20 protein-coding genes, 1 tRNA gene and 1 pseudogene are annotated in these 19,059 nt (G+C 55.8%); 2 read left to right on the forward strand and 20 right to left on the reverse strand.

Annotation, left to right across the window (positions count from 1 at the left end):
- The 18 genes from AO068_RS00005 to AO068_RS00095 form a co-directional block, all read right to left on the reverse strand.
- The coding region (locus AO068_RS00005) for a filamentous hemagglutinin N-terminal domain-containing protein (RefSeq protein ID WP_161936566.1) at window positions 1-414 on the reverse strand (414 nt) is incomplete at its 3' end.
- 876 nt (window positions 415-1,290) lie between these two features.
- A tRNA-Lys gene (locus tag AO068_RS00010) sits at window positions 1,291-1,366 on the reverse strand.
- Between the two features lie 63 nt (window positions 1,367-1,429).
- Entirely contained in the window at window positions 1,430-2,119 is a 690-nt protein-coding gene (queC, locus tag AO068_RS00015; protein WP_080394845.1) for a 7-cyano-7-deazaguanine synthase QueC, read from the reverse strand.
- Between the two features lies 1 nt (window position 2,120).
- Window positions 2,121-2,768: a 7-carboxy-7-deazaguanine synthase QueE gene (gene queE / locus AO068_RS00020; protein WP_058407337.1), complete on the reverse strand. Its 648-nt coding sequence runs from the start codon at window positions 2,766-2,768 to the stop codon at window positions 2,121-2,123.
- Window positions 2,769-2,939: 171 nt separating this feature from the next.
- Window positions 2,940-3,767 carry a tol-pal system protein YbgF gene (ybgF, locus tag AO068_RS00025; RefSeq protein ID WP_083509064.1) on the reverse strand — a complete coding sequence of 276 codons (828 nt, stop codon included), beginning with the start codon at window positions 3,765-3,767 and terminating at the stop codon, window positions 2,940-2,942.
- A gap of 6 nt (window positions 3,768-3,773) precedes the next feature.
- On the reverse strand, window positions 3,774-4,274 hold the full coding sequence (pal, locus tag AO068_RS00030) for a peptidoglycan-associated lipoprotein Pal (protein ID WP_002554651.1): 501 nt from the start codon (window positions 4,272-4,274) through the stop codon (window positions 3,774-3,776).
- A 52-nt stretch (window positions 4,275-4,326) separates the two neighbouring features.
- Window positions 4,327-5,577, reverse strand: a complete 1,251-nt coding sequence (tolB, locus tag AO068_RS00035; RefSeq protein ID WP_216597196.1) for a Tol-Pal system beta propeller repeat protein TolB — start codon at window positions 5,575-5,577, stop codon at window positions 4,327-4,329.
- A gap of 47 nt (window positions 5,578-5,624) precedes the next feature.
- Entirely contained in the window at window positions 5,625-6,695 is a 1,071-nt protein-coding gene (gene tolA, locus AO068_RS00040) for a cell envelope integrity protein TolA (protein WP_058399679.1), read from the reverse strand.
- Window positions 6,695-7,159, reverse strand: coding sequence for a protein TolR (gene tolR, locus AO068_RS00045; protein ID WP_002554654.1), 465 nt, complete (start codon window positions 7,157-7,159; stop codon window positions 6,695-6,697). Before tolR ends, tolA begins: the two co-directional genes overlap by 1 nt.
- A gap of 14 nt (window positions 7,160-7,173) precedes the next feature.
- Window positions 7,174-7,869: a protein TolQ gene (gene tolQ / locus AO068_RS00050; RefSeq protein WP_002554655.1), complete on the reverse strand. Its 696-nt coding sequence runs from the start codon at window positions 7,867-7,869 to the stop codon at window positions 7,174-7,176.
- Window positions 7,859-8,326 carry a tol-pal system-associated acyl-CoA thioesterase gene (gene ybgC / locus AO068_RS00055; RefSeq protein WP_005733346.1) on the reverse strand — a complete coding sequence of 156 codons (468 nt, stop codon included), beginning with the start codon at window positions 8,324-8,326 and terminating at the stop codon, window positions 7,859-7,861. Before ybgC ends, tolQ begins: the two co-directional genes overlap by 11 nt.
- A gap of 133 nt (window positions 8,327-8,459) precedes the next feature.
- Complete coding sequence (gene ruvB / locus AO068_RS00060) at window positions 8,460-9,521, reverse strand: Holliday junction branch migration DNA helicase RuvB (protein ID WP_002554657.1); 1,062 nt, start codon at window positions 9,519-9,521, stop codon at window positions 8,460-8,462.
- Entirely contained in the window at window positions 9,522-10,130 is a 609-nt protein-coding gene (gene ruvA / locus AO068_RS00065) for a Holliday junction branch migration protein RuvA (protein WP_004657901.1), read from the reverse strand. It lies immediately after the preceding gene.
- An 87-nt stretch (window positions 10,131-10,217) separates the two neighbouring features.
- On the reverse strand, window positions 10,218-10,742 hold the full coding sequence (gene ruvC, locus AO068_RS00070; RefSeq protein ID WP_004657902.1) for a crossover junction endodeoxyribonuclease RuvC: 525 nt from the start codon (window positions 10,740-10,742) through the stop codon (window positions 10,218-10,220).
- Window positions 10,743-10,872: 130 nt separating this feature from the next.
- A complete protein-coding gene (locus AO068_RS00075) occupies window positions 10,873-11,619 on the reverse strand; it encodes a YebC/PmpR family DNA-binding transcriptional regulator (protein WP_005733344.1) in 747 nt (248 codons plus the stop codon).
- Window positions 11,620-11,735: 116 nt separating this feature from the next.
- Window positions 11,736-13,511: an aspartate--tRNA ligase gene (gene aspS / locus AO068_RS00080; protein ID WP_002554661.1), complete on the reverse strand. Its 1,776-nt coding sequence runs from the start codon at window positions 13,509-13,511 to the stop codon at window positions 11,736-11,738.
- 280 nt (window positions 13,512-13,791) lie between these two features.
- Window positions 13,792-14,136, reverse strand: coding sequence for a ribbon-helix-helix domain-containing protein (locus AO068_RS00085; RefSeq protein WP_005746541.1), 345 nt, complete (start codon window positions 14,134-14,136; stop codon window positions 13,792-13,794).
- 349 nt (window positions 14,137-14,485) lie between these two features.
- Window positions 14,486-14,959 carry a Dps family protein gene (locus AO068_RS00095; RefSeq protein WP_003314356.1) on the reverse strand — a complete coding sequence of 158 codons (474 nt, stop codon included), beginning with the start codon at window positions 14,957-14,959 and terminating at the stop codon, window positions 14,486-14,488.
- A 458-nt stretch (window positions 14,960-15,417) separates the two neighbouring features.
- Here AO068_RS00095 and AO068_RS29470 point away from each other — a divergent pair, with 458 nt between their 5' ends.
- The gene (locus AO068_RS29470; RefSeq protein WP_002554664.1) at window positions 15,418-16,026 is read left to right on the forward strand and encodes a cold-shock protein; all 609 of its coding nucleotides are present in this window, start codon (window positions 15,418-15,420) and stop codon (window positions 16,024-16,026) included.
- Window positions 16,027-16,091: 65 nt separating this feature from the next.
- Here AO068_RS29470 and AO068_RS00105 read toward each other — a convergent pair whose 3' ends face one another.
- Window positions 16,092-16,298 carry a SlyX family protein gene (locus tag AO068_RS00105; protein WP_002554665.1) on the reverse strand — a complete coding sequence of 69 codons (207 nt, stop codon included), beginning with the start codon at window positions 16,296-16,298 and terminating at the stop codon, window positions 16,092-16,094.
- Entirely contained in the window at window positions 16,295-16,726 is a 432-nt protein-coding gene (locus AO068_RS00110) for an HIT family protein (RefSeq protein ID WP_058399678.1), read from the reverse strand. Before AO068_RS00110 ends, AO068_RS00105 begins: the two co-directional genes overlap by 4 nt.
- 862 nt (window positions 16,727-17,588) lie before the next feature.
- Between AO068_RS00110 and AO068_RS00115 the strand changes: the two are divergent.
- Window positions 17,589-18,929: pseudogene (locus tag AO068_RS00115) on the forward strand (OprD family porin).
- Window positions 18,930-19,059 lie beyond the last annotated feature (130 nt).

Here is a 19,059-nt window from a genome sequence, read left to right on the forward strand (position 1 = left end):
CTGGCTGGCGTTGGCCCCAACCACTTCGTTAAGAATGGTGGTAGCGGCCGTGCCGCGCAGGTTGGAGTTGCCAACGATGATGCCGCCCAGTTGAGTGCTCTGGGTCTGGTTCGTCGAGTTGTTGAGGATGACGCCCTGACTGTCGACGTTGTACTGCTGGAACTGGTTGTGCGACAGGCCGGTGGCATTGGGCGTGGCAATGTTGACGATGGGCACGCCATTACCGGCCTGGCTCAGGCTGGTATTCGGCCCACTGACCACGATGCCTTCGGCCTGAACCAGCAGCGGCTGCCAGAACAGGGCATTGGCCAGAATCAGCGCGAGGCCGCGTTTGGGCATTCCCCAAAAGGACTGGCGCTCGATCAGCAAGGCAGAAGGCTGGCGAGCAAGCAGAGCCAGTTGGTGAACGTCCATGTAAACGACCTCAGAGCGGGAAGTTGAAAGCGGTCTGACTAAAGAAAGAAGTCCATACGAAAATAGATCGGCGCTTCGCGCTCGGTCACATCAGGACATTGCTGGGAGCACGCGAAGGTCATTTTCAAGATCTTTCAAGCAGGGCATATCACCCAGCGCAGTAGCCACAAGCGGAGAAATGGCCATGCCGGCAACCGAAAGCATTGCAGTTCCGAGCTACTGAAATACACAGCACATCCCAGAAGTGGCAGATCGACATCAAAAGGGCAGGCAATACTAGAACGCCACCATCATGGCGTCAAATATTTGTATCGACCATGTATCCGGTTTATTGAACTTTATTTAAACCTGGATTTATCTGAGGGGACCGGCACTTGCCTTCACGCTATAGGCCGTCGTTGCCACTGTTGAAGCTGGCGTAAACACCAATACCTCACAGCCGATGGCGGTCCCGACTTCTCCACAAGCATCTTTTACGGAGGTGCTTTCAGTGGAGCTGCCTTCTACGCGGCCTTTATATTAAGGCGGCAGCAGGAATGGCAGTCATCTGCCACCCTCGGCACGGATCCGTGAGTGCGGAATTAACGGGATAAGGGTGTTGGTACCACCTGGCATGGATGCCTCTTCGCTGAGCGCACCTTTATTCGCCCAGGATTGCGGCGAGCCATAGCCGACAAAATGCTGGGTGTGGCTGGAGATCAGATGAATTGAAACAAAATTGTCGAGGGGACGCCTTGGAAAGGCTTTCCAACCGCTTACAGATCACAGCACCAATCGAGCACAGGACGCTCAAAGCAGCAATCCAGGCACCACAATCTGCAATGCAAAAAAAAATCTGGAAATCCGCATTTTCATGGGCCTTCCAGATTTTCGAAATGGTGGGTCGTGTGGGATTCGAACCTACGACCAATTGGTTAAAAGCCAACTGCTCTACCAACTGAGCTAACGACCCTCTGTTGTGTGGCGCGTATATTACTGATTTTTATCAGTAATTCAACACCTTTTTCAAAAAACTTTAAAAATAACGTGTCGGGTCTGCCATACCTGCGGCTGTGAAGCCCTCGGCGCGCAGGCGACAGCTGTCGCATTTGCCACAGGCTCGGCCCTGGTCATCAGCCTGATAGCAGGAAACCGTCAGTGAGTAATCGACCCCCAAAGCAGCGCCTGCCTTGACGATGTCCGACTTGCTCAGGTTCTGCAGCGGCGCTCTGATTGTGAACCCCTGCCCTTCCACACCAGCCTTGGTCGCGAGATTGGCCATGCGCTCGAACGACTCGACAAACTCGGGACGGCAGTCGGGATAGCCCGAATAGTCCACGGCATTGACGCCGATGAAGATATCCCGTGCACCTAGCACCTCTGCCCAGCCCAGCGCCAGCGACAGGAACACCGTGTTGCGTGCCGGTACGTAGGTCACCGGAATGCCCTCAGAGGGCGACTCCGGCACGGCGATGGAGCTATCGGTCAATGCCGAGCCGCCAATGCCGTTGAGGTTCAGGCCAATGACCTTGTGCTCGACTGCACCCAGATCGCGGGCAACGCGCGCTGCCGCATCCAGTTCGGCGCGATGACGCTGGCCGTAGTCGAAGCTCATGGTGTAGCAGGCGTAGCCTTCTGCTCGAGCCATGGCGACCACGGTTGCGGAATCCAGTCCACCGGACAGCAGGATCACGGCTCTTTTTTCGGTATTGGTCAATTCAATCATGTCAGCGCCCCGGCTCGTCATCCCAAAGAATTTTATGCAACTGCATCTGCAAGCGTACCGGTAGATTGTCGGCAACGATCCAGTCCGCCAGATCACGGCCTTTAAGCTCGTGGTGACTGGCCGAGAACAGGACCTCGCCCGCACGACGCTCAAGACCGTACTGAATCAGCTTGGAGACAGCCCAGTCGTAATCCTCGCGCGAGCAAATCACGAATTTTACCTGGTCGTTGCTCGTCAGCAGCTCGATGTTCTCGTATCGGTTACGCGAGACTTCCTTTGACCCGGGAGTCTTGAGGTCTACAACGCGACTTACACGAGGATCGACTGCCGAGATATCCAGCGCGCCGCTGGTCTCCAGTGACACCTCATAGCCCGCATCACAAAGACGCTTGAGCAACGGGATGGCATTGGGCTGAGCGAGCGGCTCACCGCCGGTCACACAGACATAGCGAGGACGATAGGCCGCCACTTGCCCAACGATGTCATCCAGCGTCTGGATAGTCCCACCGCTGAATGCGTAGGCGCTGTCACAATACTGACAGCGCAGTGGGCAGCCGGTCAGGCGGACAAATACGGTAGGCAGGCCAGCCGTACGGGTTTCACCCTGCAACGAGTGAAAGATTTCGGTGATGCGTAATGTGTCTTGCATATCAGCCACGGGCGTAACAGCTAAACAGGCCGTCCGCCTCCGTCAGGCACTTCAAGGGACCCTGCAATCGCAGAATCCGGAAAAGCGTAGGGTGTACCGGAATTTCGGGTGCGAGATTCTAACGAAAAAAGCCGCGACTAGCGCGGCTTTCTTGATCAGCGGGTCAGCACATCAAAGACGCTGAAGATCTCGTTGCGCCAATTGTGCAGCCGAGGTGCCCGGATACTGGGCGACCACCTGCTGCAATATGCCTTTTACCTTGTCGGTGTGACCGAGACGACGCTCGACGTCAGCCAGCTTGTACAGCGAGTCAGGCACCTTGGCATGCTTCGGATACTGCTGACTGACCTTGGCGAACGCCTGACCGGCGCCCTGAAGGTCACCTTTGGCCAGATTCACTTCACCCAGCCAGTATTGGGCATTGCCCGCGTACGAGCTGTTCGGGTATTTGCGCAGGAAAGCGGTAAAGGCCTGACTGGCCTTGTCGAAGTCCTTTGCCTTGATCAAATCGAAGGCTGCTTCGTAATAAAGCTTTTCCTTCGCCGGGTCAGGAGGCTCGGTGCCTGCTGCCGGTGCCTGCTGAGCCGCTGAGGCCGAAGGCGTCCCACTAGCGTCGATAGCGCCACCAGCAGGTTGAGAATTATTGGTAGCCGGAGCGGCTGCGCCACTTGCGCCACTGGCTACGCGTTGATCGAGTTCCTGATAACGCTCCAGAGCTTCCTGCTTCATGCGCTGGATATCATTCTGCTGGACCTCGACAACACCGCGCAAACGCGCGATTTCGTCCTGCATTTGCTGCAATTGCATGAACAGCTGACCTTGTGCCGAGGCAGGGGCCGTAACCCCTCCCCCGGCATAGGCGCCGGACGTGCCATAACCCGCTGGCGGATAACTGCTGCTGCCAGAGCCAGAATTGTTATCGACCACAGGTGCCGCACCCAACGCTGAAAGCGGAAGGGCGAGGGCCAAAACGGTTAGAGCACGTCGGCACGTTCGCATGTCAAATTACTTACGCAGTTCGACGCGACGGTTTTGAGCCCAGGACTGCTCGTCGTTGCCGGTAGCAACTGGACGCTCTTCGCCGTAGGAAACCAGTTCCAGCTGAGCTGGGGAAACACCTTGCAGAACCAGGTAGCGTTGAACGGCTTTCGCACGACGCTCGCCCAGTGCCATGTTGTACTCGCGAGTACCACGTTCGTCGGTGTTACCTTCCAGAACAACGCGAGCGCCGTTAGCTTTCAGGTCTTTCGCGTGCACGTCCAGGGAGCGCATGGCTTCTGGCTTCAGGTCCGAACTGTCGTATTCGAAGTAGAAGGTAGTGATTGCGCGCAGAGCAGCTTCTTCGCTCAGGGAGCCGTCAACTGCACCAGTGTTGGCGCCGTAACCAGCGTTAGGATCAACAGCACCGCCTGCACCGGCATTGTCGCCGCCTTTGGAAGAGCAACCTACAGCTACAGCCATGGCCAGAGCCAGCGCAGCAAATTTACCAAACTTCAGCATTTCCATCTTGAAACTCCTAATGAACCCCAGTGTGTTAAGCAAATCGTGTAGCGCCGCGTCAGTTCAGGTAAGGGGACCAGGAAGGTTCTCTGACTTCGCCTTGAGCGGTAGGAAGCGGGAGCCTTACGCGTCCATTAATGGACACGAGCATCAAGACTCCCCGGCCCTGCTGGCGGGTGGCGTAGATTACCATGGTGCCGTTGGGCGCAACAGTAGGCGACTCATCAAGGTTGCTATCTGTGAGGATTTTTACGCTACCGCGGGCCAAATCCTGCACTGCCACCTTGAAATTAGTGAAGCCGTCCTGCCGGTGAATCATTACCAGCGTCTTTTCATCCGCTGACAATTTCGGGTTGGCGTTGTAGTTACCCACGAACGTTACACGTTCGGCACCGCCGCCATTAATGTTTGTCTTGTAGATCTGTGGCTTGCCGCCACGGTCCGACGTGAAGTATAGCGTAGACCCGTCCTTTCCGAAGAAAGGTTCAGTATCAATCGAAGAATCATTGGTAACGCGGCTCAATTGGCGCGAAGCCAGATTGATCACGTAGATCTCCGGGTTACCATCCTTGGACAGAACGAATGCCAGCTTGCTGCCATCCGGCGACCATGCAGGCGCGCCATTCAGGCCTTCAAAATTGGTGATCTGCTCACGGCGACCGGTATCGATGTGTTGAACGAAAATGCGCGGGCGCTTCTGTTCGAACGATACATAGGCAATACGCTTGCCGTCCGGCGCGAACCGTGGCGACAGGATTGGCTCACGCGATTGCAGCAGGGTTACTGCGCGAGCACCGTCGTAATCCGAACGCTGCAGGGTGTAACGCGTGTTGTTCTCGGAGAAACGTTCGGCGGTCACGTAGAGCATGCGGGTAGAAAACGCACCTTTGATGCCGGTGAGCTTCTCGAACGACTGGTCGGCAATGTAATGCGCCATGTCCCGCAGTTGATCGTTGGTACCCGACACGTTACCGGTCAAAACCTGTTGTTCGGTGGCCACGTTGAACAGCGCGTACTGGATCTGCAAACGTCCGCCAGCAGGCGTGATGTTGCCGACCATGACGTACTGGGCACCCAGCGCTTTCCAGTCACGGAAAATGACTTCGCTGGCCTGGGTCGGCAAGCTGATCATGTTCTGCTTCGGGATCGGCGCGTAGTAGCCGGAATTGCGCAGATCGTTGCTGACGATTTCCGCCATGTCTTCCGGCAGTACGTTACCGCCCTGCCATCCGAATGGCACAACAGCAATCGGTGCTGCACGGTCACTGCCGCTGGTGACCAGAATGTTCTTTTCTTCTGCCGACACCATTGCGGATGCGAAACAGAGAACGACCAGCAGTCCTCGAAAAAGGTTGATCACAAGGCTAGATCTCCAGGTGTGAATGTCATCTTGAATGAACGATAGGGAGCGAAGTCAGCCGGCTTCAGACCCTGCATTTCTGTCAAACGTCCAATGTTCTTCACCGCAGCAACCGCAGAGCTGTCGAACGGCCCGTCACCACTGGACTTGGCAATCGATACTGAAGCAATCGTACCGTCCGGCAACATGCCGATCTGCAACGTTACCGACATGTTGTTACGTGCCGATGGTGGACGACTCCAGCCTTCGGACGCCCTGACACGAATCAGGTCATCGAAACTGCCAGCCGTTTCATCGCCCCGCTCGTCAGCCAAAGCCTGTTGCCGTTCCGGTTTATCGGACAGCAAATCGGCCAGTGCCTGCGCCTTCTTGTCTTCAGCGGATTTGCGAGCTGCTTCCTGCGCCTTCTTGGCGGAATCTGCAGCGGCTTTTTTCTTCGCGTCCTCGGCAGCCTTTTTCTTGGCGTCTTCTGCGGCCTTTTTCTTGGCCTCATCAGCAGCCTGTTTCTTGGCTTCCTCGGCAGCAGCTTTCTTGGCGTCTTCTTCGGCTTTTTTCTTCGCCTCTTCTTCGGCCTTTTTCTTGGCTATATCAGCCTGCTGCTTCTCTTCAAGCTTTTTGGCGTCGGCAACCTTCTTGGCTTCATCGGCTTTCTTGGCATCGTCAGCCTTTTTGGCCTCCTCTGCTTTCTGTTCGGCCTTTTTGGCTTCGTCGGCAGCTTTCTGCTCTTCGGCTTTTTGAGCCGACTCTTCTTTCTTTTGTTCCGCAGCTTTTACAGCTTCCTGTTTGAGCTGCTCGATCTTTTTCTGCTCCAGCTGTTCGACTTCAGTTTGTCGCGCAGCGGTTTTCTTCGCCTCACCGGCAATCTTCTGGTTGGTCTGGGTAGTGGCCTGGCTCTTGGACTTGAGCTGATAGAGCGTTGCCTGAACGATAGGCTTGGCTTCGGGCAAATCCGGAGTCATGGCAAAACTGACGAACAGCATGCCGAAAATCAGAATATGCAATGCCACGGCCCAGACACTGGGCCAGAAGTAGCTTTCCGAGGCGGACGGCTCTCGAATCGGCTGCATCAGGGTGCCTCGGTAATCAAGCCAACATTCCCGACCCCAGCCTTCTGCAGCCCGCCCATCGTGCCCATGACCGAGCCGTAATCGACGGTCTTGTCACCACGAATGAAAACCTGCGTCTGCTTGCCTGCGTCACGACCGGCAGCGACGATCTTGGTCACGGCGGCAGTCAGCTGCGGCAGGGTCATTGCCTTGTCCATCTGCTTGTCGGTATCGACTTCGCTGCCAAGGTTCCAGTAATAGGTCTTGTCAGCCTTGATCGAAATGGTCAGGACCTGATTGTTGTTGTCTTGCGGCAAAGCCTCGCTGGAGACCTTGGGCAAGTCGACTTTCACGCCCTGGTTGATCATGGGAGCCGTCACCATGAAAATCACGAGCAACACCAGCATCACGTCGATGTAGGGCACTACGTTCATTTCGGCGACCGGCTTGCGTTTTCTGCGACGATCTCGAGCGATTAAAGCCATGGGGAATTACCTGCTCACTCTTCGCTGGTGTGCACTTTACGGTGCAGGATGGCCTGGAACTCGTCAGCGAACGTGTAGTAACGGCTGATCAAGGTCTCACTGCGCGCGGCGAAACGGTTGTAGGCAATAACGGCCGGGATGGCTGCGAACAGGCCGATAGCCGTTGCAATCAGTGCCTCGGCAATACCCGGTGCCACGGTGGCCAGCGTTGCCTGCTGGGCAGTCGCCAGACCGCGGAAGGAGTTCATGATCCCCCAGACAGTACCGAACAGACCGACGTACGGGCTGGTGGAACCCACGGTCGCCAGATATGGCAGACCTGCTTCGAGCTTTTCTTCCTCGCGGGAAATAGCCACACGCATGGCGCGCGCCACACCTTCCATGACCGCATCGGGATCGACACCGGACTGCTGACGCAGGCGGGAGAATTCCTTGAAACCGGCACGAAAGATCTGCTCTACGCCAGAGTCCGGATCGGGATTGCTGCCCGCCTGACGGTACAGCTTGGACAGATCGATACCCGACCAGAAACGCTCTTCAAAGCTGTCCAGTGCACGACGACCTGCGCGCAGCATATTGCTGCGCTGAAAAATCACGATCCACGAAGTGACCGAAGCAGCCACCAGAATCAGCATTACCAACTGAACAACAATGCTGGCATTGCTGACCAAACTCCACATGGAGGAATGGTCGACGACGTTAGCTTCCACGCTTTATCTCCTGCTCTGAATGTATGCCCGCGCCGCCCTGGTCGGCAAAGGCCGCTCGCAGAGCTTCGGGAATGGCCCGGGGTTTAAAACTATCGGCGCGTACACACGCCACCAGGAACTGCCCTTCACAGAGCAGCGTTGCATCCGACGCCCGCCTGATCTGCTGTTGAAAGCGCAGGCTGACACGGTTCAATTCGGTTACTTCTGCACTGACAAGCAACTCGTCATCCAGCCGCGCGGGCTTGTGATAACGCGCGTCACTGGAGTGCACGACAAATAAAAGGTTTTCCTGCGCCAGTTCGGATTGGGCAAAGCCCAATTCCCGCAGCCGCTCGGTACGAGCCCGCTCCATGAATTTCAGATAATTGACGTAGTAGACGATGCCGCCAGCATCGGTGTCCTCGTAATAAACGCGACAGCGATGTGCGAACGACTGAACCCCGTTTTGCGCGCGCATACTCTAGAGCTTACTCCTCAGGTTGCCAATCGGGTCAGGCAACTGTTTTTCAACGTTTTGCCACTTATTACCGGTATCGGCGGCAGGACTGGCAATGTGACCACGCCGACCGCAAATAAATTGCAAAGCATTGCTATAAATCCGCCGGATCATCGACCACATCGTCCGCCACCGGCATCTCCCCCATCCTGGAGGGGATATTCAGCCCGAAATGCAGATACGCATGACGGGTGACCACACGTCCGCGCGGCGTGCGCATGATATAGCCTTGCTGGATCAAATAGGGCTCGAGCACGTCCTCGATTGTGTGACGCTCCTCGCTGATGGCCGCCGCCAGGCTATCGACACCGACAGGCCCGCCATCGAACTTCTCGATCATGGTCAGCAGCAGACGCCGGTCCTGATGATCGAAGCCATGCTCGTCGACGTCCAGCAGGTTCAGGGCCTTGTCGGCGGTCTGCCGGGTGATCTGCCCATTGCCGCGCACCTCGGCGAAATCCCGTACCCGACGCAACAAACGGTTGGCGATCCGTGGCGTACCACGGGCGCGCCTGGCAATCTCGAAAGCGCCTTGCGGCTCGATGACCAGCCCCAGAATACCCGCCGAGCGCGACACGATCGTCGACAGGTCGGCAATATTATAAAACTCGAGCCGCTGAACGATCCCGAAACGATCGCGTAATGGGTTGGTCAGCATGCCCGCGCGCGTAGTCGCACCGACCAGCGTGAACGGTGGCAGATCAAGTTTGATAGAGCGCGCGGCGGGACCCTCACCGATCATGATGTCGAGCTGGAAGTCTTCCATTGCCGGATACAACACTTCTTCGACAATCGGCGACAAACGATGGATCTCATCGATGAACAACACATCGTTGGGTTCAAGGTTGGTCAGGATTGCGGCCAGATCACCGGGCCGCTCAAGCACCGGCCCGGAGGTACTCTTGATCGAGACACCCATTTCCTGAGCGATAATATTGGCCAGCGTGGTCTTGCCCAGACCGGGCGGCCCAAAGATCAATGTGTGATCCAGCGCCTCATTGCGGCCACGGGCAGCCTGGATGAACAGTTCCATCTGCTCGCGTACGGTCGGCTGGCCGATGTAGTCCGCAAGGCTCAGTGGCCGAATCGCACGGTCCATCTGTTCATCACGATCACGGCCGCCAGCGGCGGTTATCAGACGGTCGGCGTCTATCACTTAACCCATCCCCTTCAACGCACGGCGAATCAGATCCGCACTGCTCAAATCTTTTTCCTTGATGGCGGAGACAGCCTTGCTCGCCTCCTGCGGTTTGTAACCCAGTGAAATAAGCGCGCTGACTGCATCGGATTCGGCCGATGCCACAGGCTCGGCCTGATTCGGACCATTGGAAACCAGCGTAAAGGTGCCTGGCAAGGACTCCCAGGCCTTGAACCGATCCTTGAGCTCGACCAGCAGACGCTCGGCGGTTTTCTTGCCTACACCGGGAATACGAGTCAGCGCCGATGTGTCCTGCGCCTGAACGCAACGCACCAGCTCATCGACTTCCAGGCCGGACATCAACGCCAGCGCCAGCTTGGGGCCGACCCCGTTCAGCCGGATCAATTCACGGAACAGCTCGCGCTCGCGTTTTTCATAGAAGCCATACAGCAGATGCGCGTCCTCGCGGACCACCAGATGGGTGTGCAATGTCACTGTTTCGCCGACGTGCGGCAACCGATACAGCGTCGTCATCGGCACTTCCAGCTCATAGCCGACACCATTGACATCCAACACCAGATGCGGAGGCTGTTTTTCGGCGAGAGAGCCGCGTAAACGTCCAATCACGTTTCAGATCCTTTCGTGTTGCCTGTCGCTTGCGCGAAGAAGAAATTGAACACAGTCATCGTAAAGACACAGGTCCTCGTGATTCAGTCACAGACGCAAACGGCCGCCGCGGCTGCGCGCGGTACTCAACCCGTGAGGAATCAGGCTGGAGCGCGTGTGCGCATGACACAGCGCGATAGCCAGCGCGTCGGAGGCGTCAATCTGAGGCTTCTGGGTCAGTTTGAGCAAATGCATGACCATCATCATCACCTGCTCTTTGTTGGCACCGCCAGTCCCTGCTACTGCCTGCTTGACCTGAGTGGCAGTGTACTCGGCAATTTCCAGCGCCTCCTCGGCACCCGCCACAATGGCCGCGCCCCTGGCCTGCCCCAGTTTCAGGGCCGAATCGGCGTTGCGCGCCATGAAAACCTTTTCGATGCCCATCGTCACCGGTCCGTAGGTCTTGATGACCTCCCGCACCCCGCGATAGACGATCTGCAAACGCTCGTGCAATTCACCACTGCCGGTACGAATGCACCCGGAAGCGACGTAGACACAACCACGCCCGGTGTCACGTACCACGCCATAGCCGGTAATTCGCGAACCGGGGTCGATACCAAGAATAAGAGTCATAACGCCTGCAGCTTGAGAAGGTGACGCAAAACAATAGGTGCAGCATAAAGGCAGAAGCCGGAGGCCGATAGCTGCGTGATGCTCACAGCTTCGCTCCCCCGGCTTCTGACTCGGTATTACCTGTCGGCGATCAGCCCAGTTGTTCCATGACGTCGTCCGGAATTTCCGCGTTTGAATAGACGTTCTGCACGTCATCCAGGTCTTCAAGCATGTCGATCAGCTTGAGGACCTTCTCGGCGGTCTCCAGATCAAGCACTGCACTGGTTGTCGGCAACATGACGATTTCTGCGTCGGAAGCCTTGAAACCTGCGGCCTCAAGAGCGTTACGCACGGCATAGAACCCGGAGAACGACGTAAACACATCGATCGAGCCATCGTCGTTGGTCACGACATCATCGGCGTCAGCTTCCATGGCAGCCTCGATCAGGGAATCCTCATCGACGCCGGCAGCAAAGGAAATCTGGCCCTTGCGATCGAACAGGTAAGCCACAGAGCCGTCAGTACCGAGGTTGCCGCCACACTTGGTGAACGCATGGCGAACGGCAGCGGCGGTGCGATTACGGTTGTCAGTCATGGTTTCGACCATGATTGCCACACCGCCCGGGCCGTAGCCCTCGTAACCCAGCTCCTCGACATCGTCACCGTCGGACGCGCCCACGCCTCGCGCGACCGCACGATCAATGGTGTCACGGGTCATGTTTGCACCAAGCGCCTTGTCCAGCGCCAGACGCAGACGCGGGTTGGAACCAGGATCGCCGCCGCCCTGACGCGCAGCAACGGTCAGCTCACGAATCCACTTGGTGAAAATCTTGCCTTTCTTGGCATCCTGACGCTCTTTGCGGTGCTTGATGTTCGCCCACTTAGAATGACCTGCCATTTTTCGCTCCAGATTCTTTTTGAAACACCTTCACCTTTCGCCCTGAACAACGAGGCAAAAAGCTTCACTCAATAAGGGCAGATACAGGGCGTATCGACGATACGCCCTGCCCGGCATCACTCGGCCTTTGGCTGCTCGCGCAGACGGATATGCAGCTCGCGCAACGCTTTGGCATCGACAACGCCAGGCGCCTGGGTCATGACGTCGGCGGCGCTCTGGGTTTTCGGGAACGCAATCACTTCACGAATCGATTGCGCGCCGGTCATCAGCATCACCAGACGGTCCAGACCAAACGCCAGACCACCGTGCGGCGGAGCGCCGTATTTCAAGGCGTCGAGCAGGAAGCCGAACTTCTCCTGCTGCTCGTCTTCGGCGATACCCAGCAGACGGAAGACCGCCTGTTGCATTTCCTTGCGGTGGATACGAATCGAACCGCCGCCCAGCTCGGTACCGTTAAGCACCATGTCGTAGGCACGCGACAGCGCCGTCGCCGGATTGGCTTCCAGCTCTTCGGGCGTGCACTTGGGTGCCGTGAAGGGATGGTGCAATGCGGTGAAGCTGCCGTCGTCGTTTTCTTCGAACATCGGGAAGTCGACGACCCACATCGGTGCCCACTCGCACGTGTGCAGCTTGAGGTCGTTACCGATCTTGATGCGCAGCGCGCCAAGAGCTTCGCTGACGATCTTGAACTTGTCCGCGCCGAAGAAAACGATATCGCCATCGACCGCACCCACGCGATCAAGGATGACGTTCAGGTTGTCTTCCGGGATGAACTTGACGATCGGCGACTGCAAGCCTTCCGGCCCCTTCGCGCGCTCGTTGACCTTGATGTAGGCCAGGCCCTTGGCACCATAGATGCTGACGAATTTGGTGTAGTCGTCGATCTGGCTGCGCGCCATGCTGGCAGCGCCCGGCACACGCAGTGCGGCAACACGCCCTTTGGGGTCGTTGGCCGGACCGCTGAACACCTTGAACTCGACGCCGGTGAGCTGATCGGCAACATCCACCAGTTCCAGCGGGTTACGCAGGTCTGGCTTGTCGGAGCCGTAGCGGCGCATGGCTTCTTCGAAGGTCATGTGCGGGAAATCACCGAACTCCAGGTCCAGGACTTCCTTGAACAGCTGACGAACCATCTTCTCGGTCAGACCGATGATGTCCTCTTCATTGAGGAAACTGGTCTCGATGTCGATCTGAGTGAATTCCGGCTGACGGTCGGCACGCAGGTCTTCGTCGCGGAAGCACTTGGCGATCTGATAGTAGCGGTCAAAGCCAGCCACCATCAGCAATTGCTTGAACAACTGAGGCGACTGCGGAAGAGCGAAAAAGCTGCCCGGGTGTGTGCGACTTGGGACCAGATAGTCGCGAGCACCTTCCGGCGTGGCGCGGGTCAGGATCGGCGTCTCGACGTCGAGAAAGCCGTTGTCATCCAGATAGCGGCGGATGCTGGTGGTGATGCGCGAACGCAGACGCAGCTTCTCGGCCATTTCCGGACGGCGCAGGTCGATAAAGCGATAACGCAGGCGTGTTTCCTCGCCGACGTCGGAATATTCATTCAGTGGGAATGGCGGAGTCTCGGACTCGTTCAGCACTTCGAGTTCGTAACCCAGAACCTCGATGGCACCCGACGCCATATTCGCGTTCACGGCACCTGCCGGACGAGCGCGAACCTTGCCCACGACCTTGACCACGTACTCGCTGCGCACGCGGTCAGCGGCGGCGAAGCTGTCGGCACGATCAGGGTCGAACACGACTTGAGCCATGCCTTCACGGTCGCGGATATCGAGGAAGATAACGCCTCCGTGGTCACGACGACGGTGGACCCATCCGCAAAGGGTAATTTCCTGGCCTTCCAGACTCTCGTTCAGTTGGCCGCAATAATGGCTGCGCATCATGATGGTGTTTTCACTTCTCGTAATTCGAATTCGGTGGCGCTTTCGCTCCTGGCTTGCGCTCAGTGGTACACGGCACCGGCACAAGACTAAAGCCAGCCCTGGCCCACGCAGAGTCACGCCCGCTAGCAAGACGGAGGATTATATAGAGTTAATTGGCACCGTGCAGCCGAACGAACCTATCACGGCCGGATAAGTTCGTGACCGCCCCCAGCTCGGTCGCGCTACGAGGGAAACGCAGGCACGTCGAGGCGGGCCTGCAGGAATGAGGGTAAAGACCACTCTAAACGTGGGTATTTTCCACGTGAGCATCCTTCAACAGATGCGCAACACAGACAACGCGAATGAGACCGCTGAAGTTTTTTACACCTCCATGACGTAAGTGAACCTCTCGATCAATGTAGGACAATACCGCATTAACAGAACACTCATTGGAACTTGCAATGCCTGACAGAATGTTCCAATACACGTTCTCCAGGCGCAGGCAGGTGGCCAGACCATTTAGCCGAACGGATTTGGAATGAGGCTGCGCCAGGGTCATGTTGAAATCTTCGACAAAGGGGTCATGGCGTATTTCCACCTCCCGATGTAAAAACTTAAGCTCTCGCTCAGCACTTCGTAACATCATAACGATCACCTTCGAATCATAAACTTTAAACATTAAAAGAAATATTCAAAAACAAATAAATACCCTGATGCATAAAACATGATTCGAGATTTTATATCCAGCCGCTCTGATACTTTATCACTGTAGGAGATGGCTACAGAAATCAGCGGAATATCGTTTAACCCTGAAGGCATAATGAAGAGGAGCAAGGAATATGGCTGGATGATATGCGTGACGACGAGCGACGACCAGGCCTTCTTGTGCCTGAGCGCTCAAGCAGCGGAGGCCAAAAAGGCGAAGATCAGGCGCTGCCTGCAAGGCAACATATGAAGAACAGGCGAGTGGCGCTTGGCGTCACTCGCCCCGGTCGTTATTTCGACTCAAGCATCGAGCGCAACATCCAGGCAGTTTTCTCATGAACCTGCATACGCTGCGTCAACAGATCAGCCGTCGGCTCGTCGCTGACCTTGTCCAGAAGAGGAAAGATACTACGCGCAGTACGGACAACGGCCTCTTGACCCTGAACCAGACTTTTGATCATGTCTTCGGCACTTGGCACGCCCTCTTCTTCCTTGATGGAAGACAGGCGAGCATACGTCGAATAAGTGCCAGGAGCAGGGAAGCCCAACGCACGAATACGCTCAGCGATAGAGTCAACCGCCAGTGCCAGTTCGTTATACTGTTCTTCAAACATTAAATGCAGCGTGCGAAACATCGGCCCGCTGACATTCCAGTGAAAGTTGTGAGTCTTGAGATAAAGCACATAAGTATCCGACAGCAGATGCGACAGACCGTCCACGATCGACTTGCGATCCTCTTCACTGATACCAATATCGATTGCCATGTTTCATGCCCTTTTAGTGAGGATTGAAAAGCAGTAAAGACCACTACTCTATCAAGAGAACCCGAATGGCGCAGCTTTCCGTTGGGTCGATGCCACAAGCCGGCAACGATTCATGGACATACCTGGGTGCTTTGTGACGCATCACAACAGGCGCCACGGACAGAAAATCCCTGCGCACCCTCAATGCTCATTAGCAAAACCAGCCTGAACGCTCTGTTTCAATCCCTGTAGCGGCACGGGCTATCAAAGCTGGGCAGGCAGGAGGGCCGTTATTGATTGCTGATTTGAGTAGCATCAGGCTTTGCTGTTAAATACACGACGTGTCGCCAACGAGTTGCCATTCAGCGCTGGCGCATAGGCTGGCCCTGCGCCCGTGCATCACGCCTCATCTTGTTCAGAAGCGTACCGGGCGTTACCAGCTATTTCTTGTAATCCTTCTTGCATGTGAGCTTTTTAAAATGTTGAAAATCGTCCATCTGGTAACGGGAGCAGCAGCCCTGTTGCTCTCTTTCATACCTAGCCTGCGTAGTGAAGCGGTCTCTCTCTACCTGCAAAACCCTGACGCCATCTGCCTGGCATTTCTCGGGCTGCTTAACCTGATACTCGCTCCGGTAATCCCTTACTGGAATCGAGGCCCACGTCATAATCTGCAAAATCTGGTCAGTGCCCTGCTTGTCATTGCGGTAATCGTACAAACGCTGACCTTGCTCGTTCCTCTGCCCGGCATCGCAGGCCAACCGGCAATTCTGGTTAGCCTGAGCATCGCCATCGTGGCCGTCGCCTTGCACCTGGGCGTCAGCTTTTACAGGTCTTACACTCCATCCTCCGCACCTCAAAACCACGACATGGGAAATCGTGATACTGGCACCGTAAAGTGGTTTAACACCTCCAAGGGCTTCGGCTTTATCTCCCGGGATTCCGGCGACGATATTTTTGTGCATTTTCGTGCCATTCGCGGTGAAGGCCATCGCGTACTGGTCGAAGGCCAACGCGTCGAGTTTTCCGTGATGAACCGCGACAAAGGCCTGCAGGCCGAAGACGTTATTGCAGCCCTGCCCCGCCGCTGATTTTTTTCGGGCAACAAAAAACCGCGACCTTCCAAAGGAAGTCGCGGTTTTTTTATGGCAACGGATCAATAGTGAGGTGGCGGCGCTTCTTCCTCGAAGGTATCGAACTGACTGCCCATCTCCTCCTGACGCTTGATCATTGCTGCCATCTGCTGCTGCAGATGATCAAACTCGCGCCGCTGCTTTACCAGCACATCATTGAGTGCCTGAATCGTATCGTCCTGAAAGGCCATGCGGCTTTCCAGCTCCATGACTCGCTCTTCAAGGCTCATGACTGCTCCTCCTCAAATCGAAAATCATTCGTCAATACCGGCCTGAGCTGCCGGCAGATTGCCGAGAACTGCTCGTCGGTGTAAGCAACTGCAGCATGCTTGCCCCAGACGGGCGCAGGCCAGGCCGTATCGTCACGATTGCGCACAATTACGTGCATGTGCAACTGACTGACCACATTACCCAAGGCAGCAATGTTGATTTTATCCGCATCGAACAGCTCTTTCAGCACCTTGGCCAGAACACTGGTCTCCTGCCATAGCTGCAACTGATCTGCAGCACTCAACTGAAACACCTCAGTGATATCAGCCCGACGCGGTACCAGAATGAACCACGGGTAATGACTGTCATTGGAGAGCAGTAACCGGCACAGCGGAAAGTCGCCAATGGGCAAGGTGTCTTGTTGAAGACGAGAATCCAGAACGAACACGATAAAAAACTCCTGACTGCCAGGTGAATGTACCTGCCCTCTCGGTAACAGGGTGCTGCGAGGTCCGCAGGATACTAGGGTTCGCACGGCGCTTCACGTGCCCGCCGCCATGCGCACCAGAATGATTCCGGCATAACGGTGAGCGCACCGATTTGACGCTCGCTAATGTCACACAACCGCCAACCATGAATTCATGCATTGAAACGCCGCCTGACAATTGCCTGTTTCAGGTACATGAAAATGAAACAACCCTGGCCTCACCATGGTGACCAACCAGAGCATTGCTCCAGGTTCAGGCGAGCCGGGTACGCACTGCACCAAAATCACACACTGCTGTTGCGACAACAACACAGCGCATTCGTTTTCTACTCAAAGGGAGCTGATTCGGGTAACGCTTTTGCGAGAAAGAACCGCCCCAAACCATGACACGTAAAATCCATCGATATTTTTACAAAATTGAAATATTCATAAAAATCATATGGATAAATCAAAAAAGCGATGCTGATTCTGATTTTTCACAAAATTTTTTCATTTTCGGAAATTTTGTGCACGCTTGTTGCTTTATGACCCATATGATCACGTCCCCCCGGCGGAAAACGAGGGTGACAGCATCAAGGGAAACAAGGCTCGCGGCCTTGGGGACGTGTTTGGCAGACCGCGTATTGATCCATTCGATCAAGCACAGATGCCACTACGGGCTAGCCTGGCGCCATGTCGTAAAGAATCTGAAAGGATAGAGCTGTACCTATAGCAACCAGCGTCAGCGTGATATAGATTCCGCCGACCAAAAATAGAAAGAGCCGCCCAGATAAAAAAACAGGTGGACGGCAAAAATCTTCTAAAAACCAAAGGAGCAATCACGATGAGAGTGATGAAGTGGAGCGCAATCGCACTGGCCGTTACGGCAGCCAGCACCCAACTGGCAACAGCGGCACCTTTCGTCAGCGATCAGGCTGATGCCAAGGGCTTTGTGGAAGGCAGCACGCTTGACCTGAAGTTGCGCAATTACTATTACAACCGCGACAAGAAAGATCGCGCTCAGGATGATCGCGACTGGACCCAGGGTATCTGGGCCAACTTCAGCACCGGCTACACTCAAGGCACCATCGGTGTCGGTGTTGAGGCATTCGGCTACGCTGGCCTGAAACTGTGGGGTCCGGATAAGTACTCAGGTTCAGGCAACCTTGCGACCCGCGCTGACGGGGCTGATCGAGACAACAAAGACACATTTGGCAAGATAGGCGGCGCTGTCAAATTCCGCATCTCCAAAACCGAGCTGAAAGTCGGTGACATGCAACCTACCAGCCCGGTATTCGCTGTAGGTGGTTCGCGTCTTCTGCCTCAAACTGCGAGCGGTCTGAGCCTGCAGAGCAGCGAGATCGCAGGCCTTGATCTGGAAGCAGGTCACTTCTACTCCGGCACAGCCCAAGATACTACGAGCCATGACGGTACGATCTGGGCTACTTATGCGAACGGCAATGGCCTGCGCGCTTCAAATGCCGACTTCCTGGGCGGCAAATATGCAGTGACCGACAGCCTCGGAGTTGCCTTCTACGCATCCAGACTTGAGGACATATGGGATCAGTACTACGGTAATGTGAATTACGTTTTGCCTCTGAGCAATGATCAGTCTCTGGCCTTTGACGTAAACCTTTACCGCACACTCGATGAAGGTAGCGCTGAAGCAGGCTCGATCAATAACACTACCTATTCCGCCTCAGCTGCCTATTCCTTTCTGGCAGCGCACACGGTTACTGTCGCATTTCAGAAGGTCGATGGTGACACCCCGTTCGACTACATCGGTATCGGCAGCAAGAACCGTGGCGGCGACTCGATTTTCCTCGCCAACTCGGTTCAGTATTCTGACTTCAACGGTCCGGGCGAGAAATCCTGGCAAGTTCGTTAGGATCTGAACATGACTCCCTACGGCGTGCCTGGCCTAAGCTTCATGACGCGCTACATCAATGGTGACGACATCGACGGCACCAAGGTAGATAGTTCCAGCAAGTATGCTGGTCTTTATGGCGCCGATGGCAAACACCACGAAACCAACCTTGAAGCTAAATATGTTGTACAGAATGGCCCGGCGAAAGACCTGTCCTTCCGTATGCGTCAAGCTTGGCACCGCAGCAATGTTGATCAGCCAGATGGCGACGTCAACGAGTTCCGCCTGATCGTCGACTACCCGATCTCGATCCTGTAATCGCAGCTCAGCACTCGTTAATAGAAGAAGCCCGGCTCATGCCGGGCTTTTTCATTCAGCTCTGAAAGAGCTCCCCTACCCCCTGCAAGCCTGCCCTGCCCTGTACGCGACCGGAACACCGCCGTACAAT

Source organism: Pseudomonas sp. ICMP 3272 (genome assembly GCF_001466905.1).
GTDB classification, from domain to species: domain Bacteria; phylum Pseudomonadota; class Gammaproteobacteria; order Pseudomonadales; family Pseudomonadaceae; genus Aquipseudomonas; species Aquipseudomonas amygdali.

Coding starts and splice junctions, on each gene's coding strand:
- queC (WP_080394845.1), bottom strand. CDS start 2,119: ATGATTGAATTGACCAATACCGAAAAAAGAGCCGTGATCCTGCTGTCC.
- queE (WP_058407337.1), bottom strand. CDS start 2,768: ATGCAAGACACATTACGCATCACCGAAATCTTTCACTCGTTGCAGGGT.
- ybgF (WP_083509064.1), bottom strand. CDS start 3,767: ATGCGAACGTGCCGACGTGCTCTAACCGTTTTGGCCCTCGCCCTTCCG.
- pal (WP_002554651.1), bottom strand. CDS start 4,274: ATGGAAATGCTGAAGTTTGGTAAATTTGCTGCGCTGGCTCTGGCCATG.
- tolB (WP_216597196.1), bottom strand. CDS start 5,577: ATGGTGTCGGCAGAAGAAAAGAACATTCTGGTCACCAGCGGCAGTGAC.
- tolA (WP_058399679.1), bottom strand. CDS start 6,695: ATGCAGCCGATTCGAGAGCCGTCCGCCTCGGAAAGCTACTTCTGGCCC.
- tolR (WP_002554654.1), bottom strand. CDS start 7,159: ATGGCTTTAATCGCTCGAGATCGTCGCAGAAAACGCAAGCCGGTCGCC.
- ybgC (WP_005733346.1), bottom strand. CDS start 8,326: ATGCGCGCGCAAAACGGGGTTCAGTCGTTCGCACATCGCTGTCGCGTT.
- ruvC (WP_004657902.1), bottom strand. CDS start 10,742: ATGACTCTTATTCTTGGTATCGACCCCGGTTCGCGAATTACCGGCTAT.
- AO068_RS00075 (WP_005733344.1), bottom strand. CDS start 11,619: ATGGCAGGTCATTCTAAGTGGGCGAACATCAAGCACCGCAAAGAGCGT.
- aspS (WP_002554661.1), bottom strand. CDS start 13,511: ATGATGCGCAGCCATTATTGCGGCCAACTGAACGAGAGTCTGGAAGGC.
- AO068_RS00085 (WP_005746541.1), bottom strand. CDS start 14,136: ATGATGTTACGAAGTGCTGAGCGAGAGCTTAAGTTTTTACATCGGGAG.
- AO068_RS00095 (WP_003314356.1), bottom strand. CDS start 14,959: ATGGCAATCGATATTGGTATCAGTGAAGAGGATCGCAAGTCGATCGTG.
- AO068_RS29470 (WP_002554664.1), top strand. CDS start 15,418: ATGTTGAAAATCGTCCATCTGGTAACGGGAGCAGCAGCCCTGTTGCTC.
- AO068_RS00105 (WP_002554665.1), bottom strand. CDS start 16,298: ATGAGCCTTGAAGAGCGAGTCATGGAGCTGGAAAGCCGCATGGCCTTT.